Source organism: Bacillus stercoris (assembly GCF_029772985.1).
Taxonomy (GTDB): domain Bacteria; phylum Bacillota; class Bacilli; order Bacillales; family Bacillaceae; genus Bacillus; species Bacillus stercoris.
In genome coordinates this window covers 237,956-257,714 of the sequence record NZ_CP121861.1, presented here as the reverse complement: position 1 = coordinate 257,714, position 19,759 = coordinate 237,956, and the positions used below count along the sequence as shown (strand labels likewise).

The window sequence follows — 19,759 nt, the reverse complement described above, 5'->3', positions numbered from 1 at the left end:
TCAATTATGACTGTGCTTCAATAAGCTGTACGATTTCATCCGCAGTCGGCATCGCTTCTGACGAACTGTGCTTGCTCACCACAATGGAAGCTGAAGCACTGCCGTATTTCAATGCCGTTTCGATGTCTTTTCCGGTGACAAGGCCATAGATAAAGGCTGACGCATAGGAGTCACCGGCTCCAAAGGTTTTCAGCACTTTTGTCTTGTACGCTTGGGCGCGGAATACCTCGCCGGATTTGCTGTATGCGTAAGAGCCTTCGACGCCGTGTTTGATGACAACGAGGTCGGCTGAATGGCCAAATAAATGATTGACGGATTCTTCATTGCTTCCGCCTGTGCGGTTTTCCATCACATCAAATTCATCGCGTGTGCCGATGACGATATCAGACTGCTCGGCAACCAAAGAATAATAAACGGCTGTTTCATCTGATGACTGCCACGTATACGGGCGGTAATCCAGTTCGAACACCACTTTAACCTGATGCTTCTTCGCGTATTGAACAGCTTTTAACACCGCTTCCCGTGACGGGCTTTTGGCGAGCGCTGTCCCGGAGACAAGCAGCATTTTCGCATTTGCGATATAGTCCTCGCTTACCTCTGAAGGCTCAAGATAAAGATCCGCCACATCATCGCGATACATTAAAATGCTGCATTCTTCAGGGCTGAGGATTTCTGTAAATGCAAGGCCTGCTTTGTGTCCATCTTGATCAACAATCATCTGTGTAGTATCCACGCCGGTCTTTCTCATATAGGACTCTATGAATCTTCCATGCTGGTCATCTGGAATTTTGCCGATGAAGCCCGCTTTTAAGCCAAGCTTCGCGCTGCCGATCGCGATATTCGCAGGTGAACCGCCGACATATTTCGAAAATGTCATCGTTTCTTCCATTGGGCGGTTGTATTCGACTGCGTTCAGATCAATACATGCCCGGCCGATGGCAACAATATCAAAAGCCTTCTCTTCATTGAATATATACTTCATCGTAAACAGCCACTCCTCACTTGTTAACGTTCTAAAATCCACTCATGCGCCGGGTCATTATGAAACTTCCATTTCCGCGTCGGCCCTGCCATGACATTTAAATAGTAGGATGTGTATCCGTCCGGCACACCTACCGGGTGGTATCCCGCAGGAACGATGACAACGTTTTCATTTTCTACAGTCATTGTCTCATCAATAGAACGGTCATCTGTGTATACGCGCTGAAACACAAAGCCCTGCCCCGGGTCTAACTCATGGTAGTACGTTTCTTCTAAGAAAGATTCTTCCGGCAAATTGTCTTGATCATGTTTGTGAGGCGGGTAGCTGGACCAGTTGCCGCTGTCTGTATAGACTTCAACCACTAATAGGCTGTTAGCTGAAGGGTCTGAATCCGGAAGAATGTTATGAACAGTACGTTTGTTTGAAAACTTCCCGCGATGCTCAATTCCGTTGTCCACTGCTTTGATCAGCTTTGTCGGCAGCTGTTTTTCCGATGGAGAATAGCAAAGCGCCACTCTTGCATCGCTGACCGCTGTAATCTCAAATGCACGGTCATTTGACATATAGACGCTGTCTGTCGGTTTTCGTTCAAATACGCTTTCACGCGTGCCGATATTCTCAAAAGTCGACTCATGGTCCGTCACTGTAATTTTTCCCGTTACCGCCACAATACAGATTTCTTGTTTTTTCAATTCTTCTGCATAGCTGGAACCGGAAGCTAGATCTAACACCTTAAACTCTACATAAGTGAGATCAGAGTTGGATTTCGTTACTTCGTGCACCAGTTTGACTCCATTAGACACTTTATGTGACTGCGGCTTACGCAACAAATAACTCATAGTGAAGCCCTCCTCTTTCTATTGGCAGAATGAGTCCGAACAGCGCACATGGACACCGTTCGGCTTTTCGTCGTTTAGTTGAAATCAGGTTCCGGATATCTCGCCGTCACCACTTTTTTACGCGTATAGAAGTCGACGCTGTCTTTTCCGTTCGCATGCAGCGTCCCAAAGAATGAAGACTTCCAGCCTGAGAATGGGAAGAATGCCATTGGAGCCGGCACACCAAGGTTGATGCCGAGCATTCCCGCATCAATGTTTTCACGGAAATAGCGGATTGCGTTTGCGTTGGATGTAAACAGGCAGGCGCCGTTCGCAAACTCAGACTTATTGGCAATTTCAATCGCTTCTTTCAGGTTTTTCACACGGATGATAGATAAAACCGGAGCGAAAATTTCATCTTTCCAGATCGTCATCTCTGTTGTGACATTGTCAAAGATCGTCGGGCCGACAAAGTAGCCGTCGTCAGACACATTTTCACGGCCGTCACATACGAGTCTCGCGCCTTCTTCAAGGCCTTTTTCGATATAGCTGAGCGTGCGTTTCTTGTTGTCTTCGCGAATCACCGGTCCTAAGAACACGCCGTCATCAAGGCCATTGCCGATTTTAATGTCCGCCACTTTTTCCTGCAGCTTCGCCATAAATTCATCAGCGATACCTTCTTCAACCGTCACAACCGCACAAGCCATGCAGCGTTCACCGGCAGAACCGAAGGCAGCACCGACGATGTTTGTGACCGTGTCTTCAAGATGCGCATCGTTCAGGACAATCGTATGGTTTTTCGCGCCGGTCAGAGATTGAACGCGTTTTAAGTGTTCGCTTCCTTTTTTGTAGACGTATTCGCCGACCGGCTTGGAGCCTACGAATGAAATCGCTTTAATTTCAGGATGCTCGAGGATGCCGTTCACAACGTCATGCGCACCGTATACGACGTTGAATACCCCTTTCGGAAGGCCCGCTTTTTCAAAAAGCTCAACCAACTTCTCTGTTAACAGCGGTGTCCGCTCTGATGGTTTTAAAATAAATGTGTTGCCGAGTGCGATCGCCATCGGGAACATCCAGCAAGGGACCATCATCGGGAAGTTGAATGGCGCGATTCCACCGACAACTCCGATTGGGTAGCGGTAGTTGGCCGCTTCAACGTCCGTTGCGATGGAAGCAAGCGAATCACCCATCATCAGGGAAGGTGCTCCAGCGGCGAACTCTACGTTTTCAATCCCGCGTCCCACTTCACCTAAAGCTTCTTTTGTGTTTTTTCCGTTTTCAATGGTAATCAGATGAGCCAGTTCTTCTTTATGCTGGGACAGCAGCTGCTGGAAGTTAAATAGAATTCTGGCACGGCGAGGAACCGCCACCTTTGACCATGTTTTAAATGCTTCAGCCGCTGTTTGCGCTGCGTAATCAATATCCTCTTTTGTAGAAATCGGCACTTGGCACAGTACTTCTTTCGTCGCCGGGTTGACGACATCTTCATATTGATCTGTTTTGCTTTCAACCCATTCACCGTTGATGTAGTTTTTTAATTTTCTGATTTCTGTCATTCTTATTGCCTCCTTCATTAGTAAACACATACACTTGTATGGATGGTTCAGGATAGATTCATATCAATATCCACTTTTCAGTAAGCCAAGAATTAAACGCTTTCAAAAAAACCAAAAAAATAAATGGCGGATGTATATTTACATACAAGCAACCATTTCATGCACACCAGGTTACTTTTTGGTCATTTCTTGGTTATATTCTAATCGCATAATACCCATAAGTCAATCATAAACACTACATTTTTTCATTATTTTTATGATATTAATCTTTTAATCAATAAGAAGAGTGACGAGAAATCCATCGAATCTTGCGAAAGATATATAACGATGTTATCATTTTTTAAGCAACTATTGATTAACTTTTGGTTTTTATTATATATTTAAGTTACGTAAAGATTCAAGAAGGAGTTTTTGATATGAAACTGATGCGGATTCAGGAAATGGAGGAGTACATTTTATCGCATGGCACTGTTTCCTTAGATGAACTGTGCCAAGTGTTCAATGTCTCTAAAAACACAGTCAGACGTGATATCAACAAGCTAACAGAAAAGGGTGCGATAGAAAAAGTATACGGCGGCGTAACTTCTATTGAAAAAACCGCATTAGTTCCTTTTGAAAATCGCACCATTCAGCACCAGGATGAAAAAACAAAAATCGCCCATTATGCTTCCCGTTTTATTGAAGATCACGATTTGGTCTTTATTGATTCAGGAACGACGACAAAGTCTATTCTTGATACGCTTGACCCTGCCAAAAATGTCACCATCTTAACCAACAGTTTAGACATTATCAATGCGGCGTCAGCTTTGAAGAATATCAACTTAATCATTATCGGAAACAACTATAAGAGAAAAACCCGCTCCTTTGTCGGCATGGACGACCCGGCTATGCTTGATAAGTACAATATCAACAAAGCCTTTATGTCCGCTACCGGAACGACGCTGACACACGGATTGACCAATTCGGATCTGCTGGAGTATGAAATTAAAAAGAGGATTTCAGAAAAAGCAAAAGAAGTGTATCTATTGGCTGACCATTCTAAATTCGGAAAATCAACGCTTCTGACATATGCGCCGTTTGACAGGCTGCATTGCATTGTGACCTCTCAGCCATTAGACGACGAGTACACGCAATACTGCAATGAGCATCAAATCGGCATTCATCTGGCCTAACGTTTACAATAGTGTTGAGAGTTTATCATCCATTTTATTCTAGGAGGCAGATCATGAAAAAAGCGAAGCTCGGAAAATCAGACTTGCAGGTATTCCCTATCGGATTAGGAACAAATGCTGTCGGAGGACATAACCTCTACCCGAACCTGAATGAAGAAACCGGAAAAGAATTGGTGCGCGAGGCGATTCGTAATGGCGTGACCATGTTAGACACCGCTTATATTTACGGGATCGGCCGTTCCGAAGAATTAATCGGTGAAGTGCTGCGTGAATTCAACCGTGAAGATGTCGTCATCGCGACAAAAGCCGCTCACAGAAAACAAGGCAATGACTTTGTCTTTGATAATTCACCAGCATTTCTTAAAAAGTCAGTTGATGAAAGCCTGAAGCGTTTGAATACCGATTATATCGATTTGTTCTACATTCACTTCCCTGACGAACATACGCCGAAGGATGAAGCCGTTAACGCGCTGAATGAGATGAAGAAAGCCGGAAAAATCCGCTCCATCGGTGTATCCAATTTCTCTTTAGAGCAATTGAAAGAAGCAAACAAAGACGGTTTGGTAGATGTATTGCAAGGCGAATACAACCTGTTAAACCGTGAAGCGGAAAACACATTCTTCCCGTATACGAAGGAGCATAATATTTCATTTATCCCTTACTTCCCGCTCGTATCTGGCTTATTGGCAGGAAAGTATACAGAAGATACAACGTTCCCTGAAGGCGACCTGCGCAACGAACAGGAACACTTCAAGGGCGAGCGTTTCAAAGAAAATATTAGAAAGGTCAATAAGCTTGCTCCGATTGCTGAGAAACACAACGTGGATATCCCTCACGTCGTATTGGCCTGGTATTTAGCAAGACCGGAAATTGATATTTTAATCCCTGGAGCAAAACGTGCCGATCAGCTGATTGATAACATCAAAACAGCCGACGTGACGCTTTCTCAAGAGGATATTTCGTTTATTGATAAGCTGTTCGCATAAGAAAATAAACCCGCCTTCACGTTTAAGAAGGCGGGTTTATTTGCACATTTATACTTAAATGGATTTAAATTTTCATTTTTTCATTTTTTTAAAATTGAAGTTACTTTTTTCCCTAAAATCGTAGTATGATAGGAATTGTTGAGCAGAAAATGCACATTGCAATCTTTCTTTTGTCTTATTTTTCTTTGGTTCTGCTTACGAATATCATCTTAGAGAAGAGGTTGAATACGATGAAGGTTTTGCTGAAAAATGAAGGCGGGCTGACAAAGGAAGTCAAAGTCGGATTTAGCTGGACGACTTTCTTCTTCGGTTTTTTCCCTGCGTTATTCCGCGGTGATTTAAAATGGGCTGCGATCATGTTTATTATTTCTGTCGCTCTTGGCTCATTTACGTTAGGAATTGGCGGCTGGGTCAGCGGCATTGTTTTCTCATTTATTTATAACAAGCTCTACATAAAAGAATTGATTGAAAAAGGATACCGCCCAGCAAACGAGGAATCCCAAGCGATTTTAGAAAGAAATCAAATCGTTACGCCCGCAGCATAAGAATGAAAACCTTACCCCATTTGGAGTAAGGTTTTTTCATGCCTGTTCCTCATCGAAGAACAGGCCAAAACGATTTCGCATATGACAATCACAAGATCATCTCTCTATGCTGTTGTAAACCACGTATATAGATAAGCTGTTGTCCCTTCATAACCAAACACCATAAACAAATTCCAATCATCATAGATGACGACATGCCTGCTTTCATCCATAAACAGCGACTCATCAATTTGAATACCGTTATTTTCATAGGTATGGATTCGCTGTAAAGCAGATGCTCCGTCAATTTCGGAAAAAATCCCATGTTCTATTACCGGTTCCAGTATGTTCGTTAATACAGCATCTCTAGTTTTCTCTATTGCTGCTCTGTTCCATTCCCGGCTTGCTTCGGCATACTCTTCCCTCTCTAGTAATAAACAAAAGACATCTTCAATTGATTTATCTTCTGGCCTTTCAGCTGTTAAGTAAAAAACGAATGATTCTGAATCAGGCTGGCGAAATTCCTGAATGCTGATATGCGGTAAAACATCCAATTGGCTGCTGCATACTTTCTTAAGCTTTTGCTTTTTCAACATAAAAAAGCCTCCTTATATTCATATCCTTGCGTAAAAAAGGTTTTGGCGCTTACAATAATTTTGAAAGGAATGATCACAATGGCAAATGCTCAATTCCCTCTTATCACACATAACCTATCTGTCGATCTTGTGAATACTGTAATCGTAAGCTATGATAAACGGCACGAACTCATCCCGTCAGAAAAAGACCTGATGACATGGTTTGAAATAATGGGAGAAACAGCTCCTTTTCTCAGTTCTTTGACGCTACAGGAAGTCCGGGGACAATTGCAGCGGATTCATCAATTCCGGGCTGAGCTGAGAAAACACTTTGAGTGTATCGCCGAGGGCAGTGAACCTTCCCCAGCTTTTATCTCTTTCCTACAAGATCAAATCACCGCCGCTCCTTTTTCTTATCAAATCATAGATGACAAACTTGCCCGCATTCCGAATGGAAAACCAGATGATTCCATTTTATCGCTTATCGCTTACGATGCGTTATGGCTGATTCACACAAAAGAAATCCAACAGCTGAAACGATGTGCAAATGAAAAGTGCATTTTGCTTTTTCTTGATAAAACAGGAAGACGAAAATGGTGCTCCATGAAGATATGCGGCAACAGACATAAGGTCTCACGTCATCAGAAAAAAATAAATCATGAGTAAGAATCCGTTCCCCAGCGAACGGTTTTTTTATTGTTCCGAAAAACTAACCCCTAAAAATAAAATTGACAGGTTATTATTTACCTATTATTCTATACATACTGGAGGGATAAATTTGGAAAACAACTTCTTTTTAAAAATGAAAGGGACAGGAAAGACGCCTTTACGGGTAAACGGCAAAGACGCTGTTACAGGGCTTATCGGAGGATTTATAACCATACTGACACTCGCTTCGCTGACCGCTTACACATCAAGCCCATGGTTAATGGCGCCTTTTGGAGCAAGCTGTGTGCTCGTCTTCAGCGCTTGGAATGCTCCATTATCACAACCGAGAAATGTGATTGGCGGCCATTTTATTTCCGCGCTTACCGGGATTGTTGTCCTTCACATATTTGGCGCCCATCCATGGACCTTTGCATTGGGGACAGGGCTTGCCATTTGCTTGATGATGCTGACCAAAACCACTCATCCTCCTGCCGGCGCCGACCCGATTGTTGTCATTCAAGGGGCATATGCTTGGAGTTATTTAGTATTTCCCGTGCTCATTGGGTCTGTCATCATCGTGATTATCGCTCTCATTATTAATAACTTACGCAAAAATCGCCAATACCCCGCCTTTTGGCTTTAAAGTTTCCGTTTTTTCAAAACAAATGTTTCAAATGAGATAGGAAATGGGTACTAATCTATTAACTTTGTTACATATTTTTAGTTACTCATTGGCTCAACAACTGAGGAGGAGACATTTGTGAAGAAAGACACAAGGAAATATATGATCTACTTTTTCGGCGCTTTAGGGGGACTGCTTTACGGTTACGATACAGGCGTTATCTCCGGGGCACTCCTGTTTATCAATAACGATATTCCTTTAACGACATTGACAGAAGGATTGGTTGTCAGCATGCTGCTCCTTGGCGCGATTTTCGGTTCGGCCTTGAGCGGCACATGCTCAGACCGCTGGGGCAGGAGAAAGGTTGTATTTGTCCTTTCCATCATTTTCATTATCGGAGCGCTCGCTTGCGCATTTTCTCAAACAATCGGCATGCTGATTGCATCTAGGGTGATTCTCGGATTGGCCGTCGGCGGTTCAACGGCGCTTGTGCCCGTATATCTTTCAGAAATGGCACCGACAAAAATTCGCGGTACACTCGGCACAATGAACAACTTAATGATCGTCACAGGAATTTTGCTCGCCTATATCGTGAACTACCTGTTCACACCGTTTGAAGCGTGGCGCTGGATGGTCGGTCTGGCCGCGGTGCCTGCCGTGCTTTTATTAATCGGCATCGCATTCATGCCGGAATCGCCAAGATGGCTCGTGAAGCGCGGCCGTGAAGAAGAAGCGAGACGAATCATGAACATCACTCATGATCCCAAAGACATCGAAATGGAATTGGCAGAGATGAAGCAAGGAGAAGCTGAGAAAAAAGAAACGACACTCAGCGTCCTAAAAGCCAAATGGATTCGCCCTATGCTTCTGATTGGCGTCGGCCTAGCTATTTTCCAGCAGGCTGTCGGCATTAACACGGTCATCTACTACGCGCCGACCATTTTTACGAAGGCTGGTCTTGGCACGTCAGCTTCCGCACTCGGCACAATGGGAATCGGCGTCCTTAACGTCATCATGTGTATCACTGCCATGATTTTAATTGACCGTGTCGGACGCAAAAAACTTCTGATCTGGGGAAGTGTCGGCATTACACTGAGCCTTGCTGCTTTATCAGGCGTGCTCCTGACACTGGGGCTTTCCGCATCAACAGCGTGGATGACAGTAGTCTTTCTCGGCGTCTATATCGTCTTTTACCAGGCGACATGGGGTCCGGTAGTGTGGGTGCTCATGCCTGAGCTCTTCCCATCCAAAGCGCGCGGAGCCGCGACAGGGTTCACGACTTTGGTGTTATCGGCAGCCAACCTGATCGTGTCGCTCGTCTTCCCGCTGATGCTAAGCGCAATGGGCATCGCATGGGTCTTTATGGTTTTCTCAGTCATTTGTCTTCTCTCATTTTTCTTCGCTTTCTACATGGTGCCGGAAACCAAAGGGCGAAGCTTGGAGGAAATTGAAGCAAGCCTGAAAAACCGGTTTAAAAAGAAGAAAAGCACCCAAAACCAAATGCTGAATGAGCGTACATTATAAAAAAAGGAATCGTCTCCTTATGGGACGATTCCTTTTTCTGTTTACACCATGACCTTGCAAATATTGTTCGTAAATTCAACAGGGTCCTGAATCGGCAGGCCTTCAATGAGAAGCGCCTGATTGTATAAAAGGTTTGTGTACAGGCTCAGCTTTTCTTTATCCTGTGCAAACGCGTCTTGGAGCGTTTGGAATACCTCGTGATTCGGGTTAATTTCCAGCACTTTGTCCGCCTTTACATTTTGGCTGTCAGGCATCGCGTTTAAGATTTTTTCCATCTCAATTGTTACTTCGCCGTCAGCAGCAAGGCAGACTGGATGTGATTTAAGCCGTTTTGAGATTCTGACGTTTTTCACCTTGTCTGACAGAATGTTTTTCATTTCCTCAAATAGATCCTTATACTTGCTTTCCTCTTCCTCGGACTGCTTCTGATCCTCATCCGTGTCTATGCCAAGTTCTCCGCTTGATACGGATTTGAATTCTTTTTCCTGATAAGATGCCAGCATTTTAATCGCAAACTCATCGATGTCCTCAGTAAAGTAGAGAATTTCATAGCCTTTATCCGCCACCATTTCTGTTTGCGGCAGTTTCTCAATGCGATCGTATGAATCACCAGTCGCGTAATAAATGTATTTCTGCTCCTCTGGCATTCTGGAAACGTACTCATCTAAGCTGACCAGTTTTTTCTCTTTTGAAGAGTAGAATAATAGGAGATCCTTCAATTGATCTTTATTCGCGCCAAAATCATTGTACACGCCGAATTTCAGCTGTCTGCCGAACGACTTGTAGAACGTCTCGTATTTCTCGCGGTCTTTTTTCAACAGGCTTTGCAGCTCGCTTTTGATTTTCTTGCTGATGTTTTTCGCGATCAGCTTCAGCTGGCGGTCATGCTGCAGCATTTCTCTGGAAATGTTCAGCGACAGATCCTCAGAATCGACCATGCCCTTCACAAAACTGAAGTGATCCGGAAGCAGATCTGCGCACTTATTCATAATCAGCACGCCATTGGAATACAGCTCCAAGCCTTTTTCATATTCCTTGGAATAGTAGTCAAACGGCATGTTTTCAGGGATGAATAGAATCGCGTTGTAGCGAACCGCTCCATCCACACTGATATGAACGTGTGTCAGCGGTTTATCAAACCCGTAATGCTTTTCAGCATAGAATTTTTCGTAGTCCTCATCTGTCAGCTCGCTTTTGTTCTTTCTCCAGATCGGCACCATGCTGTTGACCGTCTGCTCTTCCTGCACCTCTTCAAACTCATTTTCGCTGCCTTCCTTCGGCTTATTAATGGTTGTGTCCATTTTAATTGGGTAGCGAATGAAGTCGGAGTACTTCTTGATAATCGCTTTTAAACGATATTCCTCTAAAAACTCGTCATAGCTGTCATCTTCTGTGTTCTCTTTGATTTTCAGGATAATGTCTGTACCGACAGAATCCTTTTCACACGGCTCAATCGTATAGCCGTCTGCACCCGCAGACTCCCATTTATAGGCCTCCTCGCTGCCAAGTGCCTTACTGATAACTGTCACGACATCGGCAACCATAAATGCCGCGTAAAAACCGACACCGAACTGCCCGATAATGTCATGCCCGTCTTTCAGCTCGTTTTCCTTTTTAAATGCGAGGGAACCGCTTTTTGCAATCGTGCCGAGGTGCTGTTCCAGCTCATCCTTTGTCATTCCGATCCCCGTATCAGAGATGGTTAATGTTCTCGCATCTTTGTCAGCCGCGACCTTTATGTAGTAACTGTCTTTATCAAACGTAAGCGCATCGTCCGTCAGCGCTTTATAATAGATTTTGTCAATTGCATCACTAGAATTGGAGATTAACTCGCGCAGGAAAATTTCTTTTTGGGTATATATGGAGTTAATCATCATATCCAGCAAGCGTTTAGATTCTGCTTTAAACTCTTTTTTCGCCACTCTTGATCGCTCCTTTAACGTTATGTAAACCCTTTTCAGCATCTATTTATCACATAGGGTGACAATTGTCAATCAGATTGATAGATGCATATATATGTAAATTTAACATTAGTTGGACTTGTTTTCACTCTTTTTCACGCTCATTCTAATAAAAAAAGAGAGGCTTCATCATCCTCTCTTTTTTTCTGGGTCATTCCAACGGCCAAACTCCCGCTTCATCCATATATGCACCGGGTAGAAAAACAAACCGAACGGTATCAAAAACAATAGATTATGCCATGAAGCATTCAGAAATGTGCTTGCAGTCACCGGAAACGTAATCTCTTGCAATACAAAAGAGATGACAGTCAGCACAACAAACGCCGATGGAATCGTGATAAAGCAATAAAACTTGAGCTCCTTCTTATGCTTTACTTTCAAAACACACAAACCTCCTAACAATTTCCCAATCCATCTTAACATATGTTGGCAGTTCTTTTTCTGCATGTTTATCACTGCATAGAGCGGGAAGACAAATAGAAAAAGGAGGTCTCGTCATGGGAAGACTTGAAAACAAAACCGCAGTGATCACAGGCGCCGCGACAGGCATTGGACAAGCGACGGCAGAGGTTTTTGCCAATGAAGGCGCGCGTGTAATGATCGGAGACATCAATACAGATCAAATGAAAGAAACAGTCGAAGCAATCAGACAAAACGGAGGACAGGCGGATGCCTTTCACCTCGATGTGTCAGATGAAAACAGTGTGAAAGCATTTGCTGATCAAATGAAGGAGGCGTGCGGAACGATAGATATTCTGTTTAATAACGCCGGCGTTGATCAGGAAGGGGGAAAAGTGCACGAATACCCCGTTGAGCTGTTTGACCGCATTATGGCCGTCGACCTGCGCGGCACGTTCCTTTGCAGTAAATACCTGATCCCGCTCATGCTCGAAAACGGAGGCTCCATCATCAACACCTCCTCCATGTCAGGCCGTGCCGCGGACCTTGACCGCTCAGGCTACAACGCAGCAAAAGGCGGCATCACCAACCTGACAAGAGCGGTGGCGATCGACTACGCACGAGATGGCATCCGAGTTAATTCCATCTCTCCGGGTACGATCGAAACGCCGCTGATTGATAAACTGGCCGGCACCAAAGAACAGGAAATGGGCGAACAATTCCGCGAAGCCAACAAATGGATCACGCCGCTCGGACGCCTCGGCCAGCCGAAGGAAATGGCGACGGTGGCATTGTTCCTCGCTTCTGACGACAGTTCCTACGTCACAGGAGAAGACATCACCGCAGACGGCGGCATCATGGCGTATACGTGGCCTGGGAAGATGCTGTTTGATGAGAAATGGAAGGAAGAGACAAAGTAACTGAGATAGTCAGTTAAAAGAAGAATTTAAAAACATTATGTATATATATAAATACAAATATAACAAGACCGGGAAAAGATATACTCTTGCCGGTCTTGTTACATAATGTTCAAGCTAGTTCTTTATGTATTTTTATTACCAAGCGTTTATTCCGCCAACTATACCGCCAACTATGCCGCCAGTAATTGCTCCGCCGGCACCACCAACCGGTCCGCCAACAGCTGCTCCACCGACGCCTACTGTGGAAGCACCGACTAATGCACCTGAAAAAGCTCCGCCAAGGGCACTTCTCCAGCCTCCGCCATCAATTTGTTCCATTTCTTTTACGTTCAATTCTGAAAGATGATTATTATTTTCCATTTATGCTATTCCCTCCTTAAAGCCATTTTCCGGCGATTAATGACCCGCCTAAATAACCAACTGACCCTGCAATTGCACCTGCATGGGCACCAAGAATAACACCTGGAACTCCTCCGACTACACCTGCGCCGGCACCTGTAACAACTGCACTGCCAAGATATTTCGCATAACTTCCTCCATCAATTTGTTCAGCTTCTTCAAGAGTCAATGCCTGAAGTTCAACGTCTTTTATGCTTTTTGCGTTCATCAATATTCCTCCTTAAAGTTATTTAGGTAAATAATAACTAGTATAAATTTACCATGGGAATTATAATATTACATAATAAACCCTAAATCAATATTTTTTTCCATAAAATTATCTATAACCTATCGATCAATTTATATATAGTAAAAGAGAGCTTAACCTAATTCAGTTATTTAGGTTAAGCTCTCTTAATTAATTCTCTAATTCTTTTTTCTGCTGCCTGTTTGAAAATTTATATGTAGTATACATGATGAGACTAAAAGGAATTAGCCATAAGATATACATAAGAATTTGGAATAAGAATTCTTTAGTTGTAAAAGGAAATGTAATGATTTTAAATAATACCGACGTTGCCATATACAGAATAAAAGTAAAAACAATTAAAAGAAAGTACGAACTCTTCTTCTTCTTTTTCAGATTGACTCTTAAAATACCTTTTGACATAGCTCTTAATCCATAATATCCGCTTCCAACAAACAATATGATAATTGTCATTAACGTGCTCGGCATTTTAAACATAATCGAAAGTATAAAAGAGACAAAAACCAAAGCAATTACTAAAAGAAAGCTTTCATGACCTATCTTATTTTCAATATGACTTATTCTCTCATCCTTCATCAGTTTCTTCCTCCCTGTTATGCGTCCAAAATACATCATTCAGAGTAACCTTCAATTCTATACAAATTTTCAAACATAATTGTAAAGAAGGATTATACTTCCCTTTTTCAATTAATCCAATCGTCTGTCTTGTCACTCCAATTTTTTCGGCAAGTTGTTCCTGTGTTAAATTCGCTCTTGTTCTTTCCAACTTCAAATTATTATTCATTGGCAAGTCTCCATTGGTTTATTTATCTGTAGCATATCATATATAAAAAAACCATGCAAATTATATATTGCATTTATCCATATATATTTTACATTTTGTCTATTATATCTTACAATAAATTTAACATCAATAGGAGTTGGTAAAATGAAATTGTTCTATAGCTATATAATCGCAGGGGGTTTATTTTGTATATCTCTTTCTTATTTTTTTCACTTAGGTGTATTTAATCTTGCTTTATATCTTATCTACATCAATTACGCATTTATATTATATAAACGTGCCAAAAGCTCTAAATAACAATAAATATTTACCTTAAAAAGGTTGACAAACCATGAAAATGTAATAAAATGATGTCTATTCTTTATATTATATATATTCTAAAAAATGACCTTCATTATGGAGAGTAGTATATGTTTTTTAATAGATATCATTGTGTACGACAACTTGATCAAAAAGATTGTGGAGCAGCCTGCCTATCAACAATTGCAAAACATTATGGCTCAAAGCTCTCTCTAGCTTATATACGTGACATTGCTGGAACTGATACACAAGGTACTAGTGCTCTTGGAATGGTAAAAGCCGCCGAACAGTTGGGGTTTTCAGCAAAAGCTGTACGTGCAGAGCATACAGCTTTTGATCAGTCATTTACTCTTCCAGCAATTGCACATATTATTATAGATCAACAATTATTGCATTATGTTGTTATACATAAAATTAGTAAAGATAAGATTATCATTGCGGACCCTGGAAAAGGGATCGTTACATATCAAAAAGATGATTTTTTTAAGATTTGGACAGGCATCTTAATACTTTTAGCACCTACTGAGACTTATAAAAAACAGACCGAGACAAGTAATATAAGTGCCGATATTTTCAGGTTGATTCTTCAGCAAAAATCGTTGATTATACATACGTTTTTAGCATCCTTTATTATTACCATCTTCGGGATCCTCGGTACTTTTTACTTTCAGACGATCATCGATCAAATCCTGCCTAATGGATTAAGTAACACATTACATATTCTTTCAATCGGCCTTTTGATTATGTATTTATTTAAGGTTTTCTTAATAGGTTTTAGGCAATACCTAATGATTCTCCTAGGACAAAAATTAAGTATCTCCATTATGTTTGGATACTTTCAACATGTGCTTACATTGCCAATGAAATTTTTCAGCAATCGAAAAGTCGGCGAAATTATATCCAGATTTACTGATGCTAATAAAGTGATCGATGCGGTTGTCAGTGCATCGCTTTCGGCCATACTCGATACCATTATGCTTATTATGGTTGGGATTTTCTTATATCTGCAGAATACTACTTTATTTCTCATCACATTGGCTTTCATACCTTTTTATATTTTGACGGTTTGGATTTTTATAAAACCCTACGAAAATATAAATAACTCAGAAATGGAAAACAATGCGCAGCTGACTTCAAAGATTGTCGAGACGCTTAACGGCATCGAAACTGTTAAAGCATACAATGCGGAATATATGATGTCATTTGAAACAGAAAAAAGATTTGTCAAATACTTACGATCAGCTTTTAAACATGGAGTTATTGATAATCTTCAGAGTTCCATAAAAATGTTTTTGGATTTAGCAAGCGGTGCATTGATATTGTGGATCGGATCAACTCAGGTCATGAAAGGCACCCTTACTATCGGTCAGCTTATTACATATAATGCCTTATTAACCTACTTCTTAAATCCTTTACAAAACATCATCGGCCTACAATCTAAGCTTCAGTCAGCTTCTGTTGCGTCCAAAAGGCTCGGAGAAATTCTAAAGCTAGAACCCGAATTAAAAGAGAATAAGGAACGAATAACATCGACGTCGTCTATTACAGGTCCGCTTTCTTTTAATAAAATCAATTTTCGATACGGAACTCGAAGGCTCATCTTAAAAGATATTACACTGCATATTCAAAAAGGAGAGAAAGTTGCCTTTGTTGGAGAAAGCGGTTCAGGAAAATCTACTTTGACTAAGCTTTTAATGAAATTTTATACAGCTGAATCAGGTGAGGTTTTAATCAATGGTTATCATATAAATGATATTCACACCAATGCGTTAAGGGAAAGCATAAGTTATATACCTCAAGAATCTCATTTTATACAAGGATCAATTCTTGAAAACCTTTTGCTTGGGAACTCAGGAAGTTTTACCTTTGAAGAGATTATAGAAGTATGCAAACAAACAAACGTACACGATTTTGTCAATGATTTACCAATGAGATACGATACTCTCGTAGAGGAAAACGGGTCTAATTTATCTGGAGGCCAGAAGCAAAGACTTGCAATTGCCAGAGCATTATTAAGAAAACCTAACATTCTCATAATGGATGAATCAACAAGCAACCTCGATACGACGACCGAACAGGGAATATCAAAGATGATTTACGCTCAGACTGTCGATGTAACTACAATTATAATTGCTCATCGATTAAGTACAATTATGCATTGCGACAAAATATTTGTCATGGAAAATGGAGAAATCATAGAGTATGGGAACCACAATGATTTATTGAAGAAAAAAGGAAAGTACTATGAGTTGTGGGAGAACCAAATGCCATCGAGAGAGATGGTGACAATTTAGATGAAACGTAACTTTTTCAATTTACATGATTTGAAGGATAGCAGAGAATTCTACGAATCAAAACCCAAACCAATTGGTGTTTTCTTTACATATATACTGATAGCTTTACTTATTGCATGTATTGTTTTTAGTTTCTATGGAAAGAAAGAAGTGATTCTAAAAACGACAGCTGACATCCAATATACCAAACCTAACAGCAACGTAACAAACGAAGTAGCCGGCAAAGTAAAAACAGTTGATATTAAACAGGTTAATAAGGTGAAAAAGGGAGATACCCTATTAACTCTAGACAATACCGAAATCCAAGCGCAGAAAAAAGCTGTTAAAGCAGATATCAAAGATGTAAAAGAACAAGTTGGGTTAAACAAAACTCTAAAAAAAAGTATTGAAAATGACAAAAATTTATTCAGCGAGGACGATCATTGGGGTTATCAAGATCAATATCTCTCGTACGAAAAACAAAGTAATTTGTTAGAGTCATCAAAAGAAAATGCAAAAACTCAGCAGAAAAACCTTAAGAAGCAGAAAAAAAGCATAAAAAATAGTCTGGATAAGACAAAAACCAAAGTGAAACGAAAGCTTCAAAGAATTTCTGATCTGCAAGACTCAATTAAAAACAATAAATCCTTTGCCAAACAGGATGATAAGTACAGTTCTTACTATAGTAGTTATCAAACTAACAAACAAAATCTAGAGCAGCAGCTTGATGATCTACGGAAGATGAAAGATGAGCTCGATAAACACAGTTTCTCACAGCAGAAAGAGAATCTAAACGGACAGCTTGAAAGTTTAAAACAAGATATGCTAGTAAAACTAAGTGAAGAAAAAGACGAATTAAATCAATCATTTGATGAGATTAACAGTTCAATGAAAAGTGACGATTCTGACAGTGATTCCGATAACTCAGAGGAAACAAATTATAAGCTTTCAATTGAACAGCTTAAAACAAATTTGCTAAATCAAACATCTCAAAAGCAAACAGATCTTCAGACCACTCTTAAATCAAAAGAAGATGATCTAAAGATGATAGATTTACAATTAGAAAAATATAAAATAAAAGCAACAAGTGACGGCTATGTTAATGTATTAACAAATATATCTCCAGGTGATTATTTACAAGCAGGCACCGCCATTTTGACTATTGTTCCTGATAAAGAGAAGCTTAAAGCTAACATTTATATTCCGAGTCATGAGATCACAAATATTAATGAAAAAGATGAAGTAAGATTCCATATTGAAAATACAAATCAAACAATTAAAGGTGTCATTACAAAAATAAGTCCAGACAGTATTAGTGATCAAAACGGACAAAAATTTTATATTGCTGAAAGCACAATAGAAAGCAAAGAAATTGAAAAAAATAACGGAACAAAAATACACTTAAAAAATGGCATGCAGACTGATGTATCAATTATCGTTGATTCAAAAAGATATATTGATTATTTTTTAGATGTATTACACTTACGTTAATTTCCATCTAGAGAAAATGTGCATATATGTCTCAAAAGCAGATGCGGATCTGCTTTGAGGCATTTTATTTTTTATAAGAAAGGTAGAGGACTTTTAGAATCATGTCTCAAAACAAACTGTTATTTTTACTCTTTTTATTCTCTTCTATCGTTCGCCTTTTCTTCAATACAGTATTGTCCCCCACTGTAAGCTGGAAGTCTTGGACGGTGAATATTGTTTTTATTCTTTTGTCTCTTCTATTTCTAAATCTCACCTTAAAAGAAAGAAAATCAAAAGACCAAGTATCATAACGACCCAAAGCCCGGATCAAGTTCTCCGGGCACTTCAAAGCAACACAACCTTATACTTCTTCACATCCAAAAACTGCAAAAACTCCCTCGCCAGCACTTCCGGCGCATGCGCCTTCCCTTCATCGAGCCGATACAAGATCAGCCCGATAATCATCGCCGATACATAATAGGCATAAAGCTTTTTCTCCGCAGGAATATTAGTTTGCTGATGCAGATAAAATGATTCCAACGCTTTGAGCAACTCGGGTATCACATGAGGAACAACCCAGTCCCGATTGAGCAAATGGACAATAGGCATGCGGTCTAAAGCAGAAAGCAGGCCGGCGAGCGCCTCCTCCGCTTCTTCGAAGGAAAGCTCATTCGGACTTGAGGCAATCGTCAGGTGATCTATCATCTCCGCACATGATTGCTGAATCATGGTCTGCAGCAATTCCTCTTTGCTGGCATAGTGATCATAAAAGGTTGCGCGGCGGATATTGCTTTTCCGGGTCATGTCAGAAATCGTGATGGCCGTATAGTCTTTTTTCTCTGCCAATACGTCCAGCAAAGCCCTCTGCAGCGCTTCTCTCGTTCGAACCACACGCCTGTCGATTTGCTTGTCCTCCTGCCGCTTCCTTGACGGGGCCTGTCCAAACAGCCAATAAAACCGCTTTTGAGAAACGAGCTCCCATACCTTTTGGCTGATAACTTCCGGAGACGCGTCCGCATCCTCATTCAGCCAATAGAGGATAATCGCGTACGTGTACAAAGCCCGGTAATGTCCGTAAATCTCCTGTTCGATCGGCGTCAGATTCACATTGACCGGAGCCAGCAAAACATCCTGCTGAAACACCTCCTTAAAAAAACGATGAAACTGTCCTCTATTCATCATCGTGCCAAAAAAGGATCGATGCTCGTGGACAAAGGACAGAGTCGGATGCACGGTGTGCCGTTTTTTATTTAAATGGAGTGTGTCCATATGCTTGAAGGCGTCATAGAGCGCTTCGCCCAGCCCTTCCTTCATGTCTTCGACCACATCCTCAATAATGGAGAACTTGTCTTCATAATAAAGGTAGAGCGTCCCGCGGCTCACTTTGGCCTTTTCAGCGATTTCTTTCATTGTGATGTGTTGAATATCTCTTTCTTCCAATAAAGCAAGCAGCGCCTGTTTCACTTGAGCTTCAGCAGATTCCGCCACAAAAACACCCCCCAGTCATTAGACAGATATTCGATATATGTACGGTAACGTATAGATGGTTCACCGTTGTCTTTCTTATAGAAAAGGTACCACTTTATAATAGGTCCG

General features: G+C 41.2%; 20 protein-coding genes. 9 read left to right on the top strand and 11 right to left on the bottom strand.

The features are described from left to right. Positions 1-4: 4 nt before the first annotated feature. The 3 genes from iolC to iolA all read right to left on the bottom strand — a co-directional run bounded on the left by iolC (position 5) and on the right by iolA (position 3,359). On the bottom strand, positions 5-982 hold the full coding sequence (gene iolC / locus QA442_RS01385; RefSeq protein ID WP_279473482.1) for a 5-dehydro-2-deoxygluconokinase: 978 nt from the start codon (positions 980-982) through the stop codon (positions 5-7). Between the two features lie 23 nt (positions 983-1,005). Continuing rightward, positions 1,006-1,821 carry a 5-deoxy-glucuronate isomerase gene (iolB, locus tag QA442_RS01380; protein ID WP_279473481.1) on the bottom strand — a complete coding sequence of 272 codons (816 nt, stop codon included), beginning with the start codon at positions 1,819-1,821 and terminating at the stop codon, positions 1,006-1,008. Between the two features lie 74 nt (positions 1,822-1,895). Then, a complete protein-coding gene (iolA, locus tag QA442_RS01375) occupies positions 1,896-3,359 on the bottom strand; it encodes a methylmalonate-semialdehyde dehydrogenase (protein WP_040081255.1) in 1,464 nt (487 codons plus the stop codon). 416 nt (positions 3,360-3,775) lie between these two features. Between iolA and iolR the strand changes: the two genes are divergently transcribed. The 3 genes from iolR (at position 3,776) to QA442_RS01360 (ending at position 6,062) form a co-directional block, all read left to right on the top strand. Further along, on the top strand, positions 3,776-4,531 hold the full coding sequence (gene iolR, locus QA442_RS01370; protein WP_003227050.1) for a myo-inositol utilization transcriptional regulator IolR: 756 nt from the start codon (positions 3,776-3,778) through the stop codon (positions 4,529-4,531). Between the two features lie 53 nt (positions 4,532-4,584). After that, on the top strand, positions 4,585-5,517 hold the full coding sequence (locus tag QA442_RS01365) for an aldo/keto reductase (protein WP_014666025.1): 933 nt from the start codon (positions 4,585-4,587) through the stop codon (positions 5,515-5,517). A gap of 230 nt (positions 5,518-5,747) precedes the next feature. Continuing rightward, positions 5,748-6,062: a hypothetical protein gene (locus tag QA442_RS01360; RefSeq protein ID WP_014481421.1), complete on the top strand. Its 315-nt coding sequence runs from the start codon at positions 5,748-5,750 to the stop codon at positions 6,060-6,062. A 104-nt stretch (positions 6,063-6,166) separates the two neighbouring features. On the opposite strand, the gene QA442_RS01355 is transcribed toward QA442_RS01360, so the two are convergent. Then, positions 6,167-6,637: a hypothetical protein gene (locus tag QA442_RS01355; protein WP_279473477.1), complete on the bottom strand. Its 471-nt coding sequence runs from the start codon at positions 6,635-6,637 to the stop codon at positions 6,167-6,169. Positions 6,638-6,706: 69 nt separating this feature from the next. Here QA442_RS01355 and QA442_RS01350 point away from each other — a divergent pair, with 69 nt between their 5' ends. From QA442_RS01350 to QA442_RS01340, 3 genes are all read left to right on the top strand, one after another. Beyond that, positions 6,707-7,282: a CGNR zinc finger domain-containing protein gene (locus tag QA442_RS01350; RefSeq protein ID WP_423856555.1), complete on the top strand. Its 576-nt coding sequence runs from the start codon at positions 6,707-6,709 to the stop codon at positions 7,280-7,282. A 136-nt stretch (positions 7,283-7,418) separates the two neighbouring features. Next, positions 7,419-7,907, top strand: coding sequence for an HPP family protein (locus QA442_RS01345; protein ID WP_231516588.1), 489 nt, complete (start codon positions 7,419-7,421; stop codon positions 7,905-7,907). A 117-nt stretch (positions 7,908-8,024) separates the two neighbouring features. Then, complete coding sequence (locus QA442_RS01340) at positions 8,025-9,410, top strand: sugar porter family MFS transporter (RefSeq protein ID WP_064671725.1); 1,386 nt, start codon at positions 8,025-8,027, stop codon at positions 9,408-9,410. Between the two features lie 41 nt (positions 9,411-9,451). Here the strand turns inward: QA442_RS01340 and htpG are convergent, their stop codons facing one another. Together htpG and QA442_RS01330 are read right to left on the bottom strand one after the other, a co-directional pair. Further along, positions 9,452-11,332 carry a molecular chaperone HtpG gene (gene htpG, locus QA442_RS01335; protein WP_279473474.1) on the bottom strand — a complete coding sequence of 627 codons (1,881 nt, stop codon included), beginning with the start codon at positions 11,330-11,332 and terminating at the stop codon, positions 9,452-9,454. Positions 11,333-11,500: 168 nt separating this feature from the next. Beyond that, positions 11,501-11,752: a hypothetical protein gene (locus QA442_RS01330; protein ID WP_279473473.1), complete on the bottom strand. Its 252-nt coding sequence runs from the start codon at positions 11,750-11,752 to the stop codon at positions 11,501-11,503. A 116-nt stretch (positions 11,753-11,868) separates the two neighbouring features. Between QA442_RS01330 and QA442_RS01325 the strand changes: the two genes are divergently transcribed. Beyond that, positions 11,869-12,690: an SDR family oxidoreductase gene (locus QA442_RS01325; RefSeq protein ID WP_103749147.1), complete on the top strand. Its 822-nt coding sequence runs from the start codon at positions 11,869-11,871 to the stop codon at positions 12,688-12,690. A 135-nt stretch (positions 12,691-12,825) separates the two neighbouring features. On the opposite strand, the gene QA442_RS01320 is transcribed toward QA442_RS01325, so the two are convergent. From QA442_RS01320 to QA442_RS01305, 4 genes are all read right to left on the bottom strand, one after another. Then, positions 12,826-13,050 (bottom strand): bacteriocin, encoded by a 225-nt coding sequence (locus QA442_RS01320; protein ID WP_119995492.1) that lies wholly within the window; start codon positions 13,048-13,050, stop codon positions 12,826-12,828. Positions 13,051-13,066: 16 nt separating this feature from the next. Beyond that, on the bottom strand, positions 13,067-13,297 hold the full coding sequence (locus tag QA442_RS01315; RefSeq protein WP_024123461.1) for a hypothetical protein: 231 nt from the start codon (positions 13,295-13,297) through the stop codon (positions 13,067-13,069). Positions 13,298-13,486: 189 nt separating this feature from the next. Then, entirely contained in the window at positions 13,487-13,912 is a 426-nt protein-coding gene (locus QA442_RS01310) for a DUF6773 family protein (RefSeq protein ID WP_095431017.1), read from the bottom strand. Next, a complete protein-coding gene (locus QA442_RS01305; protein ID WP_095431016.1) occupies positions 13,902-14,120 on the bottom strand; it encodes a helix-turn-helix transcriptional regulator in 219 nt (72 codons plus the stop codon). Before QA442_RS01305 ends, QA442_RS01310 begins: the two co-directional genes overlap by 11 nt. Positions 14,121-14,530: 410 nt before the next feature. Between QA442_RS01305 and QA442_RS01300 the strand changes: the two genes are divergently transcribed. Together QA442_RS01300 and QA442_RS01295 are read left to right on the top strand one after the other, a co-directional pair. Beyond that, positions 14,531-16,714 carry a peptidase domain-containing ABC transporter gene (locus tag QA442_RS01300; protein WP_095431015.1) on the top strand — a complete coding sequence of 728 codons (2,184 nt, stop codon included), beginning with the start codon at positions 14,531-14,533 and terminating at the stop codon, positions 16,712-16,714. Further along, positions 16,715-18,184, top strand: a complete 1,470-nt coding sequence (locus QA442_RS01295) for a beta-barrel domain-containing protein (RefSeq protein ID WP_095431014.1) — start codon at positions 16,715-16,717, stop codon at positions 18,182-18,184. A gap of 324 nt (positions 18,185-18,508) precedes the next feature. On the opposite strand, the gene QA442_RS01290 is transcribed toward QA442_RS01295, so the two are convergent. Then, complete coding sequence (locus QA442_RS01290) at positions 18,509-19,651, bottom strand: TetR/AcrR family transcriptional regulator (RefSeq protein WP_071581972.1); 1,143 nt, start codon at positions 19,649-19,651, stop codon at positions 18,509-18,511. Positions 19,652-19,759 lie beyond the last annotated feature (108 nt).